Origin of the sequence: Pseudomonas sp. RL_5y_Pfl2_73, from assembly GCF_963970515.1 — a bacterium.
GTDB lineage: Bacteria > Pseudomonadota > Gammaproteobacteria > Pseudomonadales > Pseudomonadaceae > Aquipseudomonas.
Genome location: NZ_CAXAPD010000004.1, coordinates 54,302 through 75,352 on the forward strand (window position 1 = coordinate 54,302; position 21,051 = coordinate 75,352).

Sequence of the window (21,051 nt, forward strand, 5' to 3'; positions counted from 1 at the left end):
CAGCCCAAGGCACCTGCCTGCGTGTCCGCTTCATGAGCTATCCGAGGCCTGAACGGCCGTTACCGGAGCCCGCACAACACATTCAAACAGTCGAATACTGATAGTTATTAACGTCAGTGGATTTTCGGCAGATACACTTCCCGACAGCGATAATGCAGACGACCCGGTCGAGCCACCGATTTAGCGTGCCTCAAACCCAAACCCGGTTACGCCTGCCGATTTCGGGTCCATATTTCGCGCAGTGATGATGAGAACGCCATGGCCGGGCTGATTCCCCAGAGCTTTATTGACGACCTCCTGAACCGCACCGACATCGTCGACGTGGTCAGCTCTCGCCTGCAAATGAAGAAAGCGGGCAAGAACTACACGGCCTGCTGCCCGTTCCATAAAGAGAAAACGCCTTCTTTCAGCGTCAGCCCCGACAAGCAGTTCTACTATTGCTTCGGCTGCGGCGCTGGCGGCAATGCTCTCGGCTTCATCATGGACCACGACAACCTGGACTTCCCCCAGGCCGTCGAAGAATTGGCCAAAGCCGCCGGCATGGAAATACCCCGCGAGGAAAGCGGTCGGCAGCACAAGCCACGCCAACCGACCGATTCTCCGCTCTACCCACTGTTGACGGCGGCAGCGGATTTCTATCGCCAGGCCCTCAAAAGCCATCCGGCACGCAAGGCTGCGGTGGATTATCTCAAGGGCCGCGGCCTGACCGGCGAAATCGCCCGAGACTTCGGCCTCGGCTTTGCCCCGCCCGGCTGGGATAACCTGTACAAGCACCTAAGCAGCGATACGCTGCAACAGCGCGCCATGATCGACGCCGGCCTGCTGATTGAAAATGCCGAAACCGGCAAGCGCTACGACCGCTTCCGTGACAGAGTCATGTTTCCGATCCGCGACACACGCGGGCGGATCATCGCCTTTGGTGGCCGGGTGCTGGGCGACGACAAGCCGAAATACCTGAACTCCCCGGAAACCCCGGTGTTCCATAAGGGCCAGGAACTCTACGGTCTGTACGAAGCACGCAAGAACAACCGCAACCTCGACGAAATCATCGTCGTCGAAGGCTACATGGACGTTATTGCCCTGGCCCAGCAAGGCCTGCGCAACGCCGTGGCGACCCTGGGCACGGCCACCAGCGAAGAGCACATGAAGCGCCTGTTTCGCGTGGTGCCCAACGTGCTGTTCTGCTTCGACGGCGACCAGGCCGGCCGCAACGCCGCCTGGCGGGCACTGGAGGCCACCTTGCCATGCCTGCAGGACGGACGCCGGGCACGCTTTCTGTTTCTGCCCGAGGGCGAGGACCCGGATACCCTGGTGCGCTCCGAAGGTACCGACGCATTCCGTGCGCGGATCAATCAGCACGCACAACCGCTGGCCGACTATTTTTTCCAGCAGTTGACCGAAGAAGCCGATCCACGCTCCCTCGAAGGCAAGGCCCACATGGCCACCCTCGCGGCACCGCTGATCGACAAGGTGCCCGGCGCCAACCTGCGCACACTCATGCGCCAGCGCCTGACCGAGATCACCGGCCTGAACAGCGAAGCGGTCAATCAACTGGTGCACAGCGCCCCCCAGGAGGCGCCACCCGCTTATGACCCGGGCATCGATTACGACGCGATGCCGGATTTCGCCGACTATCATCAACCCCAGCAGGATTACGCCCCCCAGCAGGAATGGACACCGAAAAAACCCGGCAGCGGCGGCAAGAAATGGGACAAGAAACCCTGGGACAAGAACGGCAAGCGCGGTGATCGCGACCAACCACGTGCCCCGCGCGTCCCGGCCGCCGTCGAACCACCAACACTAGCCGCCTTGCGCACCTTGCTGCATCACCCACAACTGGCGGAAAAAGTAGAGGACGCCGGGCACTTCGCCGCCGAGGACCACAGCAATACGCAATTGCTGGTTGCACTCCTTGAAGCCGTGCAGAAGAACCCCAAGCTAAACTCTTTCCAGTTGATTGCACGGTGGCACGGTACCGAACAGGGGCGCCTGTTGAAGGCCCTGGCCGAGAAAGAATGGCTGATTGAGGGAGACAACCTTGAACAACAGTTTTTCGACACCATTACTAGCTTGTCCGCCCGCCAACGCGAGCGAAACCTGGAACAACTTCTGCGAAAAGCTCGCCAGAGCGAGCTAACCAGCGAAGAGAAAAACCAATTGCGCGACTTACTCAGCCGCAATGTTTGCGCATCAAACCCGACCTCAACTGGCGCGTGAGGTCACAGCTCAGGTATAATCCTCGGCTTGTTTTTTTGCCCGCCAAGACCTTCAGTGGATAGGGTGTTATGTCCGGAAAAGCGCAACAGCAGTCTCGTATCAAAGAGTTGATCCTATTGGGTCGTGAGCAGGGCTACCTGACTTACGCGGAGGTCAACGACCACCTGCCGGAGGATATTTCAGATCCGGAACAGGTGGAAGACATCATCCGCATGATCAACGACATGGGGATCAACGTATTCGAGGTTGCTCCAGATAAGGATGCCCTTATGCTGGCCGACGCCGATACCGACGAGGCGGCCGCTGAAGAAGCGGCCGCAGCGTTGGCAGCGGTCGAGACCGACATTGGTCGCACCACCGACCCCGTGCGCATGTACATGCGTGAAATGGGTACGGTAGAGCTCCTCACGCGTGAAGGCGAAATCGAAATCGCCAAGCGTATTGAAGAAGGCATCCGTGAAGTGATGGGCGCAATCGCGCACTTCCCTGGCACGGTTGACCATATTCTCTCCGAGTACACCCGCGTCACCACCGAAGGTGGTCGCCTGTCCGACGTCTTGAGCGGCTACATCGATCCGGACGACGGCATTGCGCCGCCTGCCGCCGAAGTGCCGCCGCCGGTCGACGCGAAAGCCGTCAAGGCCGACGACGAGACCGATGACGACGACGCAGAAGCGAGCGACGACGAGGAAGAAGCCGAAAGCGGTCCCGATCCAGTCATCGCAGCACAGCGTTTCGGCGCTGTGGCCGACCAGATGGAAATCACCCGCAAGGCGCTGAAAAAGCACGGCCGCAACAACAAGCAGGCGATTGCCGAGCTGTTGGCACTGGCCGAGCTGTTCATGCCGATCAAGCTGGTACCGAAGCAATTCGAAGGCCTGGTCGAGCGTGTTCGCAGTGCCCTGGATCGCTTGCGCCAGCAAGAGCGCGCGATCATGCAGCTTTGCGTGCGTGACGCCCGCATGCCGCGCACCGATTTCCTGCGCCAGTTCCCTAGCAACGAAGTCGACGAAAGCTGGAGCGATGCACTGGCCAAGGGCAAGAGCAAATACGCTGAAGCCATTGCCCGCCTGCAACCGGACATCATTCGTTGCCAGCAGAAGCTCAGTGCGCTGGAGGCCGAGACTGGCCTGAGCATCGCAGAGATCAAGGACATCAACCGTCGCATGTCGATCGGCGAGGCCAAGGCCCGTCGCGCGAAGAAAGAGATGGTCGAAGCGAACTTGCGTCTGGTGATCTCCATCGCCAAGAAGTACACCAACCGCGGTCTGCAATTCCTCGACCTGATCCAGGAAGGCAACATCGGCCTGATGAAGGCGGTGGACAAGTTCGAATATCGTCGCGGCTACAAGTTCTCGACTTATGCCACCTGGTGGATCCGTCAGGCGATCACTCGCTCGATCGCCGACCAGGCCCGCACCATCCGTATCCCGGTGCACATGATAGAGACGATCAACAAGCTCAACCGTATTTCCCGGCAGATGTTGCAGGAAATGGGTCGCGAACCGACGCCGGAAGAGCTGGGCGAACGCATGGAGATGCCTGAGGACAAGATCCGCAAGGTATTGAAGATCGCCAAAGAGCCGATCTCCATGGAAACCCCGATCGGTGATGACGAAGACTCCCACCTGGGTGACTTCATCGAAGACTCCACCATGCAGTCTCCGATCGATGTCGCCACTGTCGAGAGTCTCAAGGAAGCAACTCGCGAAGTACTCTCCGGCCTCACTGCTCGTGAAGCCAAGGTACTGCGCATGCGCTTCGGCATCGACATGAATACCGACCACACCCTTGAGGAAGTCGGTAAGCAGTTCGATGTAACCCGTGAGCGGATTCGTCAGATCGAAGCCAAGGCGTTGCGCAAACTGCGCCACCCGACGCGAAGCGAGCATCTGCGCTCCTTCCTCGACGAGTGACCTTCAAAACCCCCGGCCCTGCCGGGGGTTTTGCTATGCCCAGATAAAATCCCTTTCGTTACGCTCCCCTGCACCCTGTTGCCCGTCTACACTCGAATCATCCTCACCAAGCCATGACGAGACAGTGATGCCCAGACTGACGGCCGCGCTTTTGCTGTCATTAATAACCTGGACCGCAACAGCTGGCGCGTTGACGCTCACCGACGAGGAGCGCCGCTGGCTCAAGGACCACCCCGACCTGCACCTGGGTGTCGATGCCTCATGGCCGCCGTTTGAGTTTCGTGACGACCAGGGCCGCTATCAGGGCCTGGCTGCCGACTACGTCGACATCATTCGTGAACGGCTGGCCATCAAGCTCACCCCCATCGAGCCAGCCAGCTGGACCGCCGTGCTGGAGCAGGTCGCTCAGGGAAAAATCGATATTTTGCCGGGCATCATGTCCACGCCGGAGCGCCAGAATTACCTGGCGTTTAGCCGGCCTTACCTGGACTTCCCCATTGTCATCCTGGCCCACCGCGGTGGCGCCCAGCCGCACAACCTCAAGGAACTGTATGGGCTGAAAATCGCCGTGGTGAAGAACTATGCCCCCCATGAATTACTGCGCAACCACCACCCCGACCTGAACCTGGTGGCGCTGCCCAACGTCAGTTCAGCCCTGCAAGCCCTGGCCACCGACGAAGTAGACGCGGTAGTCGGCGATCTGGCTTCCAGTGTCTGGAGCCTGCGCCAACTCAAGCTCGAAGGCCTTTATGTCAGCGGGGAAACGCCGTACCGCTATCAGTTGGCAATGGCCGTCCCTCGAAACAATAAAATATTGGTCGGCATCCTGGACAAGGTCATGGCGGACATGAGCCCGGCCGAAGTTGCCGAGATCCAGCAGAAGTGGGTCGGCAATGTGCATGACTACCGCCAGCTCTGGTCAGATTTGCTGCTTTACGGCCTGCCTGCGTTGCTGCTCCTGGTCGGCATACTGGCGGTGGTGATTCGCATCAACCGCCGATTGAGCTCGGAAATCGCCCGGCGGGTCGAGCTGGAACAGGAGCTGCGAAGCAGCGAATACCATTACCGTGGGCTGGTGGAGAGCCTGTCAGCCATTGCCTGGGAGGCAAGGGTCAGCGACTTCACTTACAGCTACGTGTCACCCCACGCCGAAGACTTGCTGGGTTATCCCCTTTCCCATTGGCTGATACCGGGCTTCTGGCGCAACATCATTCATCCGGCCGACCTGATCCGTGCCCAGAACTACTGCGATCAAGAAGTGCTGGCGGGTCGCGACCACTGCGTCGATTATCGCGTGATCACCGCCGATGGCCGCTGCCTGTGGGTGCGCGACATTGTCAGCCTGATCGAACACGGGCACGAACCGCTGATGCGTGGGCTGATGATCGACATCAGCGAAGCCAAGCGCACCGAGGAAGCACTGCGCCTTTCGGAGCAGAAATTCGCCTCAGTATTCCGCCAGTGCCCGGACATCCTGGTGATGGCACGGTTATTTGACGGTTGCCTGCTGGAGGTCAACAAGGCCTTCGAAGAGCAGATCGGCCTGAGTGCCGCCGAGGTGGTGGGGCGCAGCGCAACCGAACTGAATATATGGGGCATCCCGGGCGTGGGTCCGGGCCTGTTGCAGCGCTTGCAGGCCGGCAGCATTCGCAACCTGGAAATGCCCTTCCGTCGTAGCAATGGCCAGATGTTCACCGGGCTGATCTCCGCCGAGCCCTTCGATCTCGACACGACGCCAGCCCTGGTCGTGGTGGTGCGGGACATCAGCCAGCTCAAAGAAACCCAGCAGCAATTGCAGACATCCGAAGAGAAGTTTGCCAAGGCGTTCCACGCCTCGCCCGATGGCCTGCTGTTGTCCCGGCAAAGCGACGGCCTGCTGATCGAAGTCAATGAAGGCTTCAGTCGCATTACCGGTTTCAACAGTGCCCTGTCGGTGGACCGCTCAACCCTGGACCTGGGCATCTGGGTCAACCTCAATGAGCGAACGCAGATGCTCGACCTGCTGAAGCGAGACGGCTTCGTGAAGGACTTCAGCTGCCATATCCGGCGCAACGACGGGCAGATCCGACTCTGTGAAGTCTCCAGTCGCCCGCTGCCCATCGGCAACGATGACTGCATGCTGACCATCGCCCGGGACATCACCGAACGCCATCTGATGCAGGAGAAACTGCAACAAGCCGCCACCGTGTTCGAAAGCACTGCCGAAGGCGTGCTGATCACCGATACGCAACAGCACATCAGCGCAGTGAACCGAGCCTTCACCGAAATCACTGGCTACAGCGAAACCGAAGCCTTGGGCCATACACCTCGCTTATTGGCTTCCGGCCTGCACGACAGCGCGTTTTACGCCGCGATGTGGCACCAGCTGACGGCCGAAGGGCACTGGCAAGGAGAGATCTCCAACCGACGCAAGAACGGCGAGCTGTACCCCAGTTGGCTGACCATCAGCGCGGTGCGCAATCGGGACCGACAGATCACCCATTTCGTCGCAGTCTTCGCCGATATTTCCAGCCTCAAACACGCCCAGGCCCGGCTCGATTACCAGGCCCACCACGACCCGTTGACGGGCCTGCCGAATCGCACGCTGTTCGAAAGCCGTTTGCTGGCGGCTCTCAATGGCCAGCAGGAAAACGGTGGCCAGGGTGCCGTGCTGTTCCTGGACCTGGACCGTTTCAAGCACATCAATGACAGCCTCGGGCACCCGGTCGGCGACCTGTTGCTCAAGGGTATTGCCGTACGCTTGCGCGAGCAGTTGCGCGACATCGACACCGTGGCGCGCCTGGGCGGCGACGAGTTCATCATCCTGCTGCCGGGCCTGCAACAGCCCAGCGATGCCGAGCACATCGCCCAAAAGCTGTTGAACTGCTTTGGCGCGCCGTTCCAGGCCGGCGAGCACGAGTTCTTCATCAGTGCCAGCATCGGCACCAGCCTCTACCCGCAGGACGGCTGCGACGTCGCCACACTGGTGAAGAATGCCGACGCGGCGATGTACCGTTCCAAGGCCAAGGGACGCAACCGGGTGGAAAGCTACACCCGCGACCTCACCGCCCAGGCCAGCGAGCGAGTGGCCCTGGAGCATGAGCTACGGCGGGCGATTGAACGCAACGAGTTATCATTGTCCTTCCAACCCAAAATCAGCCTCGTCGACAACCAACTGGTGGGGGCCGAAGCATTAATCCGCTGGACTCACCCCACGTTTGGCGACGTCCCGCCGGAACACTTCATCCCCCTGGCGGAAGAAAACGGCATGATCCTGCAAATCGGCGATTGGGTGCTGGAGCGCGCCTGCCGGCAGTTATGCGAATGGAATGACGCCTACGACAGCCTCGGCTCCCTTTCGGTCAATCTGGCCGGGGCCCAGCTGCGCCAACCCAATCTACTGGGACGTATCGAACAACTGCTGCGCGAGCACCAGCTCGAACCCGGCTTATTGCAACTGGAAATTACCGAAAACTTCATCATGAGCCAGGCCGAAGAGGCCTTGACGGTGCTGCACCAGCTGAAAGAACTCGGCGTGCAATTGGCCATCGACGATTTCGGCACGGGCTATTCCTCCCTGAGTTACCTCAAGCGCCTGCCACTGGACATCCTCAAGATCGACCAATCCTTCGTCCGCGGCCTGCCCGACGACCCCCACGACGCGGCCATCGTGCGGGCAATCATCGCCCTGGGCCGCAGCATGCAATTCACCGTCATCGCCGAGGGCGTCGAAACCCTGGCCCAGCAGCAATTCCTGACCGAAGAAGGTTGCGAACAGATCCAGGGTTACATCGTCAGCCTGCCCCTGTGCGCCGATGAGTTTGCCGCAACGTTTCTTCGCATGACCGTTTCGGATTTTTCGGATAGCACAGCCGAGAAACCGCCGTTATAATCCGCGACCTACTGAGGGCCTATAGCTCAGTTGGTTAGAGCAGAGGACTCATAATCCTTTGGTCCACGGTTCAAGTCCGTGTGGGCCCACCAACTCCAAAGCCGCGCATTGCGCGGCTTTCGTGTTTCTGGATGGACCACCACAGATACAGTCGCTTAGACCTATCGGAAGTCACCGACGTCTACAAGCATCACGCGAAATACTTCTGGGCTTCTGCACGTGGTGAGCGCACCGAGGGGCATCCCGACTATCATCCGCCGCCTTCAGGCTCGCGAGAGAGGTGCGGCGGGATTCCGCGATTGCAGTTTGATTGCACGCCCTTAACCCTCAGCGCAATGCAGAAGTTGTCGACGGAGCTTTACACGGTCACAGCATTCCCCGGCCAGTGCCTCGTGCGAAGGCGCCTCGGCCTAACGTCTCCATAACCGACGCGCTCGAGGTGTTGTTACCGGGGAGTTGGCTTACTGGCGATGAGCCCCGTGCAGACGTCAAATTCCCCGGGGCCTCACATCAAAGACCGTTTGCATCTTAGTCACCGCTTGTAGAAAATCATCGGCTTTTTGCATGAATGGATACGCGCATGAAGTTCGAGAAGACCACGCAGTACAGGTCCGAGCAAGGGATCGTCTTCAATCTGTCTCAAATCACCCTCATGGAAAGCGACCGAGGTCGCCTGCGCGAGCTGCACTTTGGCGAAGCGAAACGCGCCCATTACCAAGTCAACAGCATGGTCGTCGATATGTACGACCGAATGCAGGCTCGAAACCTGCCATGCCTGCTGACAGTCTGCATTTCCAATCCCCTCATCCGGCAGCAAGCCGATGCTATCACCACTATGCGCGGCAACGTCGCCAAGGGAATTGCTGCGGCCTCAGGTGGCGTTGCCGGGAAAGTAGGTGCGTTGGGCGGGCCGCTCATTGGCTGGGCTTCAGGTACAGTCGTGACGGCAGGTGTCAACTGGTACCTCAAAGGGGCCCTGCCGACCCTGCATGCAGGTGACGTGCTGGCCAGCATCGAGGGAGAGGTCCATGGCGGGATTGGCCCACAGCGCTCTGTCGTGACGCTGGTCATCAAGGTCTGAGGAACTGCACATGCCCTACATCATGCAAACTGTCGTCCTTCTGGTGCTGGGCGCGATCCTCGTTCAGTTTCTGAAACCATACCCGCTGCGCAAGTGGCTGGGTTTGGCGCTGCTGGCAACGGGCTTGGTCAGCATCTTCAAGGTTGGTGAGCAGCAGGTGCTGGGCTTTGACCTGGAGCTGCTAGCACTGCTGGCCGTGCCGCTGGGCGTGGTGCTTTTCCTGACGCGGCGGCGGTTCACGGAGGCGCACTGAAGCCCTGGCACGATTTCTCGGTGCCGTCTCTGGCCCCCGCCTGGCGCACACTGGCTTTACCTGCCATTGGCTATTTCGCACGTGAGAGCCTGTAACATGCTCGCCATCGAATGCCTGTGCCGGAGCCCCACTTTGACTGACACCCGCCCTCCCGTCCTCGACGAAATCGACCGTCAACTGATCGCGGCGCTGCAAATCAACGCCCGGGAAAGCATCGCCATGCTCGCCCGGCAGCTGGGTATCGCCCGCACGACCGTGACCTCGCGGCTGGCGCGCCTGGAAAAGACCAAGGTGATTACCGGATATGGCGTGCGCCTGGGGCAACGAGTGATTGACGGCGGCTTGCAGGCTTACGTCGGTATCAAGGTCCAACCGCGCTCCGGCAAGGACGTGCTGCGACGCTTGAGCGCCATGGCCCAGGTGCAGCAGCTGTGCGCCGTCAGTGGAGAGTTCGATTATGTCGCCTGGTTGCGCACGGACTCGCCGGAACAGCTGGACCAGTTGCTGGACCAGATTGGCAGCGTGGACGGCGTGGAGAAGACCACCACCTCGATCATCCTCAGCAGCAAGATCGATCGAGGCCAACCAGTCTAAACCCTGCATCACTTAACCTGTGGGAGCGAGGCTGCTCGCGATGGCGTTAATTCACTCAGCACCTTCATGGACTGACATACCGCTATCGCGAGCAAGCACGCTCCCACAGGGGACCCGTTTCGTCACTATGATTTATAAATAGATCAAAATGACTGAAATGCACTCAAAACGACGACATATTGTGTCTTATTAACGTGCTCCACCCTCCCTAGAATGGCTGGCATCTTTCCTATACTCAGACGCGAACACTGCGTCGAGTCGCCCACCAAGGTCAGCCATGAACAAGAACAATCGCCACCCAGCAGACGGTAAGAAGCCCATCACCATTTTCGGGCCGGACTTTCCTTTCGCCTTTGACGACTGGATCGAGCATCCGGCCGGCCTGGGCAGCATTCCCGCCCACCACCACGGTACCGAAGTGGCGATTGTCGGTGCCGGGATCGCCGGTCTGGTGGCGGCGTACGAGCTGATGAAGCTGGGCCTCAAGCCGGTGGTCTACGAGGCATCGAAGATGGGTGGGCGCCTGCGCTCACAAGCGTTCAATGGCGCCGAAGGGGTGATTGCCGAGCTGGGCGGCATGCGTTTTCCGGTGTCATCCACCGCGTTCTACCATTACGTCGACAAGCTGGGCCTGGAGACCAAGCCGTTCCCCAACCCGCTGACCCCGGCTTCCGGCAGCACGGTCATCGACCTGGAAGGCCAGACCTACTACGCACAGAAGCTGGCGGACCTACCTGCATTGTTCCAGGAAGTCGCCGATGCCTGGGCCGATGCGCTGGAAGATGGCTCGCGCTTCGGCGACATCCAGCAGGCCATCCGCGACCGCGACGTGCCACGCCTCAAGGCGCTGTGGAACACCCTGGTGCCCCTTTGGGACGACCGCACCTTCTACGACTTCGTCGCCACCTCCAAGGCCTTCGCCAAGCTGTCGTTCCAACACCGCGAAGTATTCGGCCAGGTCGGTTTCGGTACGGGCGGCTGGGATTCGGACTTCCCCAATTCGATGCTGGAAATCTTCCGTGTCGTAATGACCAACTGCGACGACCACCAGCACCTGGTGGTCGGCGGCGTCGAGCAGGTGCCCCACGGCATCTGGAACCACGTGCCCGAACGCTGCGTACACTGGCCGGCAGGTACCAGCCTGAATGCTTTGCACCTGGGCGCCCCACGCGGCGGCGTGAAGCGCATTGCCCGCGCATCTGATGGCCGGTTCAGCGTGACCGACGTCTGGGACAACACCCGCGAATACGCCGCGGTGCTGGTCACCTGCCAGAGCTGGCTGCTGACCACCCAGATCGAGTGTGAAGAAGCACTGTTCTCGCAAAAAATGTGGATGGCCCTGGACCGCACCCGCTACATGCAATCGTCGAAGACCTTCGTGATGGTCGACCGGCCATTCTGGAAGGACAAGGACCCGCAGACCGGCCGCGACCTGATGAGCATGACCCTGACCGACCGTCTTACCCGTGGTACCTATCTGTTCGATAACGGGGACGACAAGCCAGGGGTGATTTGCCTGTCGTATTCCTGGATGAGCGACGCGCTGAAAATGCTCCCGCACCCGGTGGAAAAACGCGTGAAGCTGGCCCTCGATGCCCTGAAGAAAATCTATCCCAAGGTGAACATCGCCGCACGGATCATCGGTGACCCGATCACCGTATCCTGGGAAGCCGACCCGCATTTCCTCGGGGCCTTCAAGGGCGCCCTGCCCGGCCACTATCGCTACAACCAGCGCATGTATGCGCATTTCATGCAGGACGACATGCCAGCCGAACAGCGCGGGATCTTTATCGCCGGTGATGACGTCTCATGGACACCGGCCTGGGTCGAAGGCGCGGTACAGACCTCACTCAATGCCGTGTGGGGAATCATGAAGCACTTCGGCGGTGAAACTCACGCCGAGAACCCGGGCCCAGGTGATGTGTTCCATGAGATCGGTCCGATCGCTCTGCCCGAATAAAAGGAGTTATTGATGCGTGTAGCCCTCTACCAATGCCCGCCGCTGCCACTGGACCCAGCCGGCAACCTGCAACGCTTGCACCAGGTGGCACTGGAAGCCAGGGGCGCCGATGTGCTGGTGCTGCCGGAGATGTTCATGACCGGCTACAACATCGGCGTCGACGCGGTGAATGTATTGGCCGAGGTCTACAACGGCGAGTGGGCGCAACAGATCGCCCGCATTGCCAAGGCCGCAGGCCTGGCGATTGTCTATGGCTACCCTGAGCGCGACGAAGACGGACATATCTACAACGCCGTGCAGCTGATCGACGCCCAGGGCGAGCGCCTGACCAACTACCGCAAGAGCCACCTGTTCGGTGACCTCGATCACGCCATGTTCAGCGCCGGCGACGCCGCATTGCCCATCGTGGAGCTCAATGGCTGGAAGCTCGGCCTCCTGATCTGCTACGACCTGGAGTTTCCGGAAAATGCCCGACGCCTGGCCCTGGCCGGTGCCGAGCTTATCCTGGTGCCTACCGCCAACATGCAACCCTACACGTTCATCGCCGACGTCACCGTGCGGGCCCGGGCCATCGAGAACCAGTGTTTCGTGGCGTACGCCAACTACTGCGGCCAGGAAGGTGAATTGCAGTATTGCGGCCAAAGCAGCATCGCCGCACCGAATGGCAGCCGCCCGGCCCTTGCTGGGCTGGATGAGACCTTGATCGTCGGAGAACTGGATCGACAACTGATGGAAGACTCCCGCGCGGCCTACAACTACCTGCACGATCGACGCCCTGAGCTTTACGACGACCTGCACAAACACTGATTGAGGATTGAGAACGCGGCCTAATCCGCTAGCATGAGCGCATCTTTGTTCTGGAAGCGCTCATGCCGGCCCCCGACTCCCTCCACCCCCACACTGAAACCCTGGCCAACGGCTTGCGGGTGACATTGCGTCATGTCCCAGGCCTCAAGCGCAGCGCTGCGGTACTGCGAGTCGCGGCTGGCAGCCATGATGCGCCCTTGGCCTGGCCGGGATTGGCGCACTTGCTCGAGCATCTGTTCTTCCTCGGCACCGAGCGTTTTCCCGTTGGGGAGAACCTCATGGCCTACGTGCAGCGCCACGGCGGCCAGCTCAATGCCCGCACCAGCGAACGCACCACGGATTTTTTCTTCGAATTGCCACCCGCAACCTTCGTCGACGGACTGGAACGATTGTGGGACATGCTCGCCCACCCACGCCTGGATGAAGCCGATCAGTTGCGCGAACGGGAAGTGCTGCACGCCGAGTTCGTCGCCTGGTCCCAGGATGCTGCGGCCCAGCGACAGCTTGCCTTGCTTGACGGCCTGTCGGCGGCCCATCCGTTGCGCGGTTTTCATGCTGGCAATCGCGACAGCCTCGCGGTGACGCAAGCCGAGTTCCAAAGCGCATTGCACGACTTCTATCGCCGCTTTTACCAAAGCGGCCAGATGACCCTGAGCCTGGTCGGCCCGCAAAGCATCGACGCCTTGAAAGCATTGGCTGAACAATTTGGCAGCCATGTACCGGCCGGCGAAGCGCTTGCCAGGCCGGCACCGCCAAAGCTGATGGCAACGTCCCAGACGAGTTATCAACAGGGCCACGAGGGTTGCCTTGATCTGCTGTTCGCCTTCGAAGATTTGCCCGCCGCCTCGCCTCAAGCCCTGGACTTTCTCTGTACGTGGCTGAACTCCAGCAAACCAGGCGGCCTGCTCGCCACGCTGCGTCAGCGCGGCCTGGCTGACAGCCTTAAAGCCACCGTGCTGTATGAATTTACCGGGCAGGCGCTGCTGCACATCGAACTCAAGCATGCCGACGCTCAGGCAGCGGCGCAGATCCAGCCGCTGCTGCACGACTGGCTGGGGTTCTTTGCCGCCCAGGACGACTGGGCGCCGCTGCGCCAGGAGTTCACCGCACAGCTGGTGCGTCGGCAGGAGACAGGGTCGGCCTTGCAGGTGGCCCGCGGGGACGGTGACGGGTGTGGCGCGCCGCTGCTGGCGAACGACCTCGTGAGGCTCAGGGAAATTCTCAAGCAACTGCACCCTGTCGATAACATCATCGAACAATGGCAATTGCCCGCGCCCAACCCGTTCTTGCAAATGCCAAGCGAAGCGCCCCGCGCCGGACTGATACGCGGCCAGACCAGCGCCCACCGCGGCTTGCGAACCTTCGCCCAGGACCGCTCCCGGGGTCGCCGGGAACGCTCGCCGATGCAGTTCAGCCAGGCGCTGCCGGACAACGCTCGTGAAGGCGCGGTGTACCTGCGTTGGCAACTGACGACCCAGGCACCGCTCGACTTTCCATTCAGGCTCGACCGGCACCTGCAGGATGTGCGTGAGGATGCTCGCCAGGCTGGCGTGGACGTCAGCTTCGAACCCTCCGGTCATCAATGGCTGCTGAAACTGGTCGGCTTGCAGTCGCCGATACCGCTGGTGCTCGAACACCTGCTGGTAAAGCTTGCGCAACCACTGCCAATGGCCCGCACCGTTCACGAAACCCCGCCGATACCGATTCGACATCTGTTGAAGGCGCTGCCGAATCACTGCCGGCACAACCGGCAATCATCAGCGCTGCCAGTGCCCGACTGCGACCAAAGTGTGTGGGCAACGGCCCGATGGGACGGGCTGTCCATCGGCCTGTCGGCCGCCACCCAAGGGGCGCTGGGCCCTGCGTTGGCCCGGGTGCCGGGCATCGTCGGCGATCAAGCCAGCCAGGTACCGGCACCTCGCGGGCAACGCACCTGGCATACACTCCAGACTCACGGCGAAGAACCGGCCGTATTGCTGTTTTGCCCGACAGCCACCTCGACACTGGCCGACGAAGCCGCCTGGCGGTTGCTGGCGCAGCTGTGTCAGACGCCGTTCTACCAGCGCCTGCGCGTGGAGTTGCAGTTGGGTTATGCGGTGTTCAGTGGGTTGAAACAGATCGACGGGCAAACCGGAATGTTGTTCGGCGTCCAATCACCCAGCCTCTCGGCGCCGCAACTGAGCGCCCACATCGAGCAATTCCTGACCGGGTTACCGGCGCTGATCGAGCAGCTCGATGACTCATCCCTGACCGGCCAGCAGCAGGCGCTCGCCGCCCAACTCCAGAGCACCGCCCTGCCCTGCGCCCAGGCCGCTGAGCTACTCTGGCAGGGCACGCTGGCCGGCCACCCGTCGGATTATCTTGAGCAACTGTCCGCTGCCATCGTGTGCCTGGATCGCACGCAGCTGCAAATGGCCGTCCAACACTTGATCGAGGCTGAAGGGGGATGGTATTGCCTGAGCAACGGAACCTGCCCGAGAGAGCGCTGGCAAGCGGCGTAGTGATCATTACAGGGGGTGTAATGAGCTTTCTTCGAGAATCACGGCGAACGAACATGTCAGATTTAGTAACATAGGCGCCTAAGCATCTGAACATCTCCGAAAGGAGGTGGACTATATGTATAGGTCTCAACCGTTCTATCTAACGAAAGCATCCCAACCAAAGGAGTATTCCCATGTCCTGGTCCAAACCCGCATATATCGACCTGCGTATCGGTTTCGAAGTCACCATGTACTTCGCCAGCCGTTGAATGCTGCAGGCGATTAAGCACGCAGCACTACGCCTCGGTCAGCCGAGGCGTTTTTATTTCGGTTTGCAGATGGAGCAGCCATGTTCGTCCAGATTCTAGGTTCTGCCGCCGGTGGCGGTTTCCCCCAGTGGAACTGCAACTGCGCCAATTGCGCAGGTTTTCGCGACGGCAGCCTGCGGGCCCAGGCGCGCACCCAATCGTCCATCGCCCTGTCCGATGACGGTGTGAACTGGGTGTTGTGCAACGCCTCCCCGGACATCCGCGCCCAGCTCCAGGCGTTTGCCCCGATGCAGCCGGGCCGGGCCCTGCGCGACACCGGCATTGGCGCGATCATCCTGATGGACAGCCAGATCGACCACACCACCGGCCTGCTCAGCCTGCGTGAAGGTTGCCCGCATCAAGTCTGGTGCACCGACATGGTCCATGAAGACCTGAGCACCGGCTTTCCGCTGTTCAACATGCTGACCCACTGGAACGGCGGGTTGAGTTGGAATCGCATCGAACTCGACCAGAGCTTCACCATCGCCGCCTGCCCGAACCTGCGCTTCACCCCGCTACCCCTGCGCAGCGCCGCACCGCCCTACTCACCGCATCGCTTTGACCCGCACCCGGGTGACAACATCGGGTTGATCGTCGAAGACCTGCGCACGGGCGGCAAGCTGTTCTATGCCCCAGGCCTGGGCAAGGTCGACGCGTCGTTGTTGGCGCTCATGGCCGGCTGCGATTGCCTGCTGGTGGACGGCACGATGTGGGACGACGATGAAATGCTGCGCCGTGGCGTCGGCACCCGCACCGGTCGGGAAATGGGCCACCTGGCCCAGAATGGCCCCGGCGGCATGCTGGAAGTACTGGAACAAGTGCCTGGACCGCGCAAAGTCCTTATCCATATCAACAACACCAACCCGATCCTGGACGAAGACTCGCCCGAGCGAGCTGAGCTTGTACGTCGAAAGATTGAAGTGTCTTACGACGGAATGAGTATTGAGTTGTAGGAAGGACGCGACGATTGTGGGAGTGGGTGTGCGCTGTGTCAGCCAATCGCTGCTGGCTGATGAGACGCCATCGCGAGCAGGCTCGCTCCCACAGTAATTTGAGTCGTACCGGATATTTCATGCGTTACAGATCGAGTGTGGGAGCGAGCCTGCTCGCGATGGGGCCAACCCTGACGCCACAGAATCCACGGGAATTGCCCGGAGAACCACAATGACTAACACCCCCCTGTCCCCCGCCGAGTTCGAAGCCGCCCTGCGTGCCAAGGGTGCGTATTACCACATCCATCACCCGTATCACGTGGCGATGTATGAAGGCCGTGCCACTCGCGAGCAGATCCAGGGCTGGGTCGCGAACCGTTTTTACTACCAGGTCAATATTCCGCTCAAGGACGCCGCGATCCTGGCCAACTGCCCGGACCGGGAAATCCGCCGCGAGTGGATCCAGCGCCTGCTCGACCACGACGGCGCTCCCGGCGAAGACGGCGGCATCGAAGCCTGGTTGCGGCTGGGCCAGGCGGTGGGCCTGGACCCCGATCAACTGCGTTCCCAGGAGCTGGTGCTACCCGGTGTGCGTTTCGCCGTGGATGCCTATGTCAACTTCGCCCGCCGGGCCTGCTGGCAGGAAGCCGCCAGCAGCTCGCTGACCGAACTGTTCGCCCCGCAGATCCACCAGTCGCGCCTGGACAGTTGGCCCCAGCATTACCCATGGATCGACCCGACCGGCTATGAATACTTCCGCACCCGCCTGGGCCAGGCCCGGCGTGATGTAGAGCATGGCCTGGCAATTACCTTGCAGCACTACACCACCCGCCAAGGGCAGGAGCGCATGCTGGAAATTCTCCAGTTCAAACTGGACATCCTCTGGAGCATGCTCGACGCCATGAGCATGGCCTATGAATTGAACCGCCCGCCCTACCACAGCGTGACCGAACAACGGGTGTGGCACAAAGGGATCGCCTTATGAGTTTCGACCGCAGTAAAACCCCGCACTGGCGCCCCGGCTATCGCTTCCAGTACGAACCGGCCCAGAAAGGTCACGTGCTGCTCTATCCTGAAGGCATGATCAAGCTCAACGACAGCGCGGCGTTGATCGGTGGCCTGATCGATGGTGAACGAGATGTCGTGGCCATCATCGGCGAGTTGGCGAAGCAGTTCCCCGACGTGCCGGAACTCGGTGACGACATCGAGCAATTCATGGAGGTCGCCCGTGCACAGCACTGGATCGAACTTGCCTGAGAGCAGCGGTCTGCCGCCCAAGCCTGAAGTCGGCTTACCGCTGTGGTTGCTGGCGGAGCTGACCTATCGCTGCCCACTGCAATGCCCGTACTGCTCCAACCCGCTGGACTTTGCCGAGCAGGGCCAGGAGTTGAGCACCGAGCAGTGGTTCAAGGTCTTTCGCGAAGCCCGCGAGATGGGCGCCGCGCAGTTGGGCTTTTCCGGCGGCGAACCGTTGGTGCGCCAGGACCTGGCCGAGTTGATCGGCGAGGCACGCAGGCTGGGGTTCTATACCAACCTGATCACCTCCGGCATCGGCTTGACCGAGCAGAAAATCAGCGACTTCAAGAAGGCCGGCCTCGACCATATCCAGATCAGTTTCCAGGCCAGCGACGAGCAGGTGAACAACCTCCTGGCCGGTTCGAAGAAAGCCTTCGCGCAAAAACTGGAAATGGCCCGGGCGGTAAAGGCCCATGGTTATCCGATGGTGCTGAACTTCGTGACCCATCGGCACAACATCGACAAGATCGATCGCATCATCGAGCTGTGCATTGCCCTGGAAGCCGACTTCGTCGAGCTCGCCACATGCCAGTTCTACGGCTGGGCGCAGCTCAACCGCGCCGGCCTGCTGCCCACCCGGGAGCAACTGGTGCGCGCCGAGCGCGTCACCAACGAATACCGCGCCAAGCTGGAAGCCGAAGGCAACCCGTGCAAGTTGATTTTCGTTACGCCGGACTACTATGAAGAACGCCCCAAGGGCTGCATGAACGGCTGGGGCAGTATTTTCCTCACCGTCACGCCGGACGGCACGGCATTGCCCTGTCACGGTGCCCGCCAGCTGCCGGTGCAATTTCCCAACGTGCGCGACCACAGCATGCAGCACATCTGGTACGACTCGTTCGGCTTCAACCGCTTCCGCGGTTATGACTGGATGCCCGAACCGTGCCGCTCCTGCGATGAAAAAGAAAAGGACTTCGGCGGCTGCCGCTGCCAGGCGTTCATGCTCACAGGCGACGCCAGCAACGCCGACCCTGTGTGCAGCAAGTCCGAACATCACGGGGTGATTCTGCAGGCGCGTGAAGACGCCGAGCACGCCACGCAAACCATTGAACAATTGGCCTTTCGCAATGAACGAAACTCGCGCCTCATCGCCAAAGGTTGAGCCTTTCAGCGCCGCCCAGGCCGTTGCCGCCGGCACCGACTTCGCCGAACTGCAGCTGGGGCCTTTGGGTCTGTTTTGGAATGAATACCGCCCCGCAGACGGCGCCTGCCGGATCTGGCATTGGCAAGACGCCATGCCTCGCTGCCTGACACCGGACGGGTTCAGCGCGCGCAGCCGGATCTATGAATACGGCGGCGGATCATTCTGCCTGAGTCATGACGGTGTGCTGTTCGTCAATGAGGCCGACCAGCAGCTGTACCACCAATCCCTGAATGACGAACGCCCCGTGGCGCTGACCTCGGGTGACTGCCGCTATGGGGATCTAGGCTTCGTCGACGGCCAGGTATTGGCGGTGGAAGAACACGCCAATCAGCATCGCCTGGTGTCGATTGGGTTGGCGGATCATCAACGGCATCTGCTGGCCGAAGGCGCTGATTTCTATGCTTCGCCGACCGTGAGCCCGGACGGTCAGCGGCTCGCCTGGATCGAGTGGAGCCGTCCGCATCAACCATGGACCGCAACGCGCTTGATGCTCGCCGAGCGCAACGCTACGGGTTGGGGTGAGCCGCGCTGTGTCGCGGGCAACGGTGAAGAAGAGTCCATCCAGCAACCGCGCTTCGACGCGACCAGTCGTCTTTATTGCCTGACTGATCGCGGTGGTTATTGGCAGCCTTGGATGGAGTCGGCCCAGGGCCTGAAACCGCTGCCCGCCGCCCAAGCCGATCATGCCCCAGCGCCTTGGCAACTGGGTGGTTGTACCTGGCTGCCGCTGGGTGAACACACGTACCTGGCCAGTTGGACCGACGCGGGCTTCGGACGCCTGGGCCTGTGCCAAGGAGACGATGCCGATGAGGACTTCACCGGCACCTACACCCGCTTTCGCAGCCTGACGCTGGATGAGCAGTTCATCTACGCCGTTGCAGCCTCGCCGACCCACCCATCGGCGATCATTGCCATTGAGCGGCATAGCCACGAAGTGGCCGTGCTGGCCGGCGGCATCACGCCATTACCCGTCGAACAGATCAGCCGCCCTCGAACCCTGCGCTATCCATCCGCGTCAGGGGAGGCCCACGGGTTCTTTTACCCGGCCATGAACGCACCCGCAAAACCGCCATTGGTGGTGTTCATTCACGGCGGCCCCACCTCGGCCTGTTATCCCCTGTTCGACCCGCGTATCCAGTATTGGACCCAGCGTGGCTTTGCCGTCGCCGATCTCAACTACCGCGGCAGCAGCGGCTATGGCCGGGCCTATCGGCAGGCGTTGCATTTGAATTGGGGCGTGGTGGATGTCGAGGATGCCTGCGCGGTGGTCGCCTATCTGGACGAGCAAGGCCTGATCGACGGCCGTCGTGCGTTCGTTCGAGGCGGCAGTGCCGGTGGCTACACGACCCTTTGCGCCCTGGCATTCCACGATGTATTCCGGGCCGGCGCCAGCCTCTATGGCGTGAGCGACCCTGTCGCCCTGGGCCGTGCCACGCACAAGTTCGAAGGTGACTATCTGGACTGGCTGATCGGCGATCCGCAACAGGACCTCGAACGCTACCGCGCCCGCACCCCACTGCTGCACGCCGGGAACATCCGGGTGCCGGTGATCTTTTTTCAGGGTGAACTGGACGCTGTGGTGGTACCGCAACAAACCCGCGACATGGCCAGTGCTCTACAGGCCAACGGCGTGGCGGTCGAGGCGCACTACTATCCCGATGAACGCCACGGTTTTCGCAAGGCCGCGAACCAGGCCCATGCGCTGGAGCACGAGTGGTTGTTCTATCGCAAGGTGATGGATAGCGACCTATAGGACACCAAAAAACTATGGGAGTGAGCTTGCTCGCTCCCACAGGGGGTTCTATAACCGATGAATTCAGCGCTTGGCGATGATGTACACCGCATGCACGATGCCGGGGATATAACCCAGCAGTGTCAGCAGGATATTCAGCCAGAAAGCCCCGCCGAAGCCGACCTGCAGGAACACTCCCAGTGGCGGTATCAGGATGGCGATAATGATGCGAATGAAATCCATGGATGACTCCCTGATCGACGATGGCCAAATTGCCCTATAGCTCATTGACCCCATGCCGCTCGCCAGGGTTCAGTGAATCGCAACCAGAAGCAGCCCCGATGGTGGGTGCCTGACAGGAACAAAAAACGCGCACAAAAAGAAAGCCCCGCCGAAGCGGGGCTTTGCAGACTGTTTCCCTGACATCCATTTCACTCTGCCGTCCTGGCAGAATCCTACG

General features: G+C 60.9%; 16 protein-coding genes and 1 tRNA gene. 16 read left to right on the forward strand and 1 reads right to left on the reverse strand.

Annotation, left to right across the window (positions count from 1 at the left end):
• The first annotated feature begins 258 nt into the window (after nucleotides 1-258).
• From dnaG to AACY42_RS05080, 16 genes are all read left to right on the forward strand, one after another.
• On the forward strand, nucleotides 259-2,217 hold the full coding sequence (dnaG, locus tag AACY42_RS05005; protein WP_024616738.1) for a DNA primase: 1,959 nt from the start codon (nucleotides 259-261) through the stop codon (nucleotides 2,215-2,217).
• 68 nt (nucleotides 2,218-2,285) lie between these two features.
• Nucleotides 2,286-4,133: an RNA polymerase sigma factor RpoD gene (gene rpoD, locus AACY42_RS05010; protein ID WP_339477195.1), complete on the forward strand. Its 1,848-nt coding sequence runs from the start codon at nucleotides 2,286-2,288 to the stop codon at nucleotides 4,131-4,133.
• Between the two features lie 127 nt (nucleotides 4,134-4,260).
• Nucleotides 4,261-8,004 (forward strand): bifunctional diguanylate cyclase/phosphodiesterase, encoded by a 3,744-nt coding sequence (locus AACY42_RS05015; RefSeq protein WP_339477197.1) that lies wholly within the window; start codon nucleotides 4,261-4,263, stop codon nucleotides 8,002-8,004.
• A 15-nt stretch (nucleotides 8,005-8,019) separates the two neighbouring features.
• Nucleotides 8,020-8,096: transfer RNA gene (locus AACY42_RS05020), tRNA-Ile, on the forward strand.
• A gap of 488 nt (nucleotides 8,097-8,584) precedes the next feature.
• Nucleotides 8,585-9,085, forward strand: a complete 501-nt coding sequence (locus tag AACY42_RS05025) for a hypothetical protein (RefSeq protein WP_339477199.1) — start codon at nucleotides 8,585-8,587, stop codon at nucleotides 9,083-9,085.
• A gap of 10 nt (nucleotides 9,086-9,095) precedes the next feature.
• Nucleotides 9,096-9,338, forward strand: a complete 243-nt coding sequence (locus AACY42_RS05030) for a hypothetical protein (protein WP_339477200.1) — start codon at nucleotides 9,096-9,098, stop codon at nucleotides 9,336-9,338.
• Between the two features lie 132 nt (nucleotides 9,339-9,470).
• A complete protein-coding gene (locus tag AACY42_RS05035) occupies nucleotides 9,471-9,932 on the forward strand; it encodes an Lrp/AsnC family transcriptional regulator (RefSeq protein WP_339477202.1) in 462 nt (153 codons plus the stop codon).
• A gap of 277 nt (nucleotides 9,933-10,209) precedes the next feature.
• The gene (locus tag AACY42_RS05040; RefSeq protein ID WP_339477203.1) at nucleotides 10,210-11,892 is read left to right on the forward strand and encodes a flavin monoamine oxidase family protein; all 1,683 of its coding nucleotides are present in this window, start codon (nucleotides 10,210-10,212) and stop codon (nucleotides 11,890-11,892) included.
• Between the two features lie 12 nt (nucleotides 11,893-11,904).
• Nucleotides 11,905-12,699, forward strand: a complete 795-nt coding sequence (locus tag AACY42_RS05045) for a carbon-nitrogen hydrolase family protein (RefSeq protein WP_339477206.1) — start codon at nucleotides 11,905-11,907, stop codon at nucleotides 12,697-12,699.
• 62 nt (nucleotides 12,700-12,761) lie between these two features.
• Entirely contained in the window at nucleotides 12,762-15,200 is a 2,439-nt protein-coding gene (pqqF, locus tag AACY42_RS05050) for a pyrroloquinoline quinone biosynthesis protein PqqF (protein WP_339477209.1), read from the forward strand.
• A gap of 173 nt (nucleotides 15,201-15,373) precedes the next feature.
• Nucleotides 15,374-15,448 (forward strand): pyrroloquinoline quinone precursor peptide PqqA, encoded by a 75-nt coding sequence (gene pqqA, locus AACY42_RS05055; protein ID WP_003177660.1) that lies wholly within the window; start codon nucleotides 15,374-15,376, stop codon nucleotides 15,446-15,448.
• Nucleotides 15,449-15,528: 80 nt separating this feature from the next.
• Complete coding sequence (gene pqqB, locus AACY42_RS05060; RefSeq protein WP_339477212.1) at nucleotides 15,529-16,440, forward strand: pyrroloquinoline quinone biosynthesis protein PqqB; 912 nt, start codon at nucleotides 15,529-15,531, stop codon at nucleotides 16,438-16,440.
• A gap of 211 nt (nucleotides 16,441-16,651) precedes the next feature.
• Nucleotides 16,652-17,404 (forward strand): pyrroloquinoline-quinone synthase PqqC, encoded by a 753-nt coding sequence (gene pqqC, locus AACY42_RS05065; RefSeq protein WP_339477215.1) that lies wholly within the window; start codon nucleotides 16,652-16,654, stop codon nucleotides 17,402-17,404.
• Entirely contained in the window at nucleotides 17,401-17,676 is a 276-nt protein-coding gene (gene pqqD, locus AACY42_RS05070; RefSeq protein WP_339477217.1) for a pyrroloquinoline quinone biosynthesis peptide chaperone PqqD, read from the forward strand. The genes pqqC and pqqD overlap by 4 nt, the downstream gene beginning before the upstream one ends.
• Complete coding sequence (gene pqqE, locus AACY42_RS05075) at nucleotides 17,648-18,817, forward strand: pyrroloquinoline quinone biosynthesis protein PqqE (RefSeq protein WP_339477219.1); 1,170 nt, start codon at nucleotides 17,648-17,650, stop codon at nucleotides 18,815-18,817. Before pqqD ends, pqqE begins: the two co-directional genes overlap by 29 nt.
• The gene (locus tag AACY42_RS05080; protein ID WP_339477220.1) at nucleotides 18,783-20,612 is read left to right on the forward strand and encodes a S9 family peptidase; all 1,830 of its coding nucleotides are present in this window, start codon (nucleotides 18,783-18,785) and stop codon (nucleotides 20,610-20,612) included. Before pqqE ends, AACY42_RS05080 begins: the two co-directional genes overlap by 35 nt.
• A 63-nt stretch (nucleotides 20,613-20,675) precedes the next feature.
• On the opposite strand, the gene AACY42_RS05085 is transcribed toward AACY42_RS05080, so the two are convergent.
• Nucleotides 20,676-20,834, reverse strand: coding sequence for a YqaE/Pmp3 family membrane protein (locus tag AACY42_RS05085; protein ID WP_339477223.1), 159 nt, complete (start codon nucleotides 20,832-20,834; stop codon nucleotides 20,676-20,678).
• Nucleotides 20,835-21,051 lie beyond the last annotated feature (217 nt).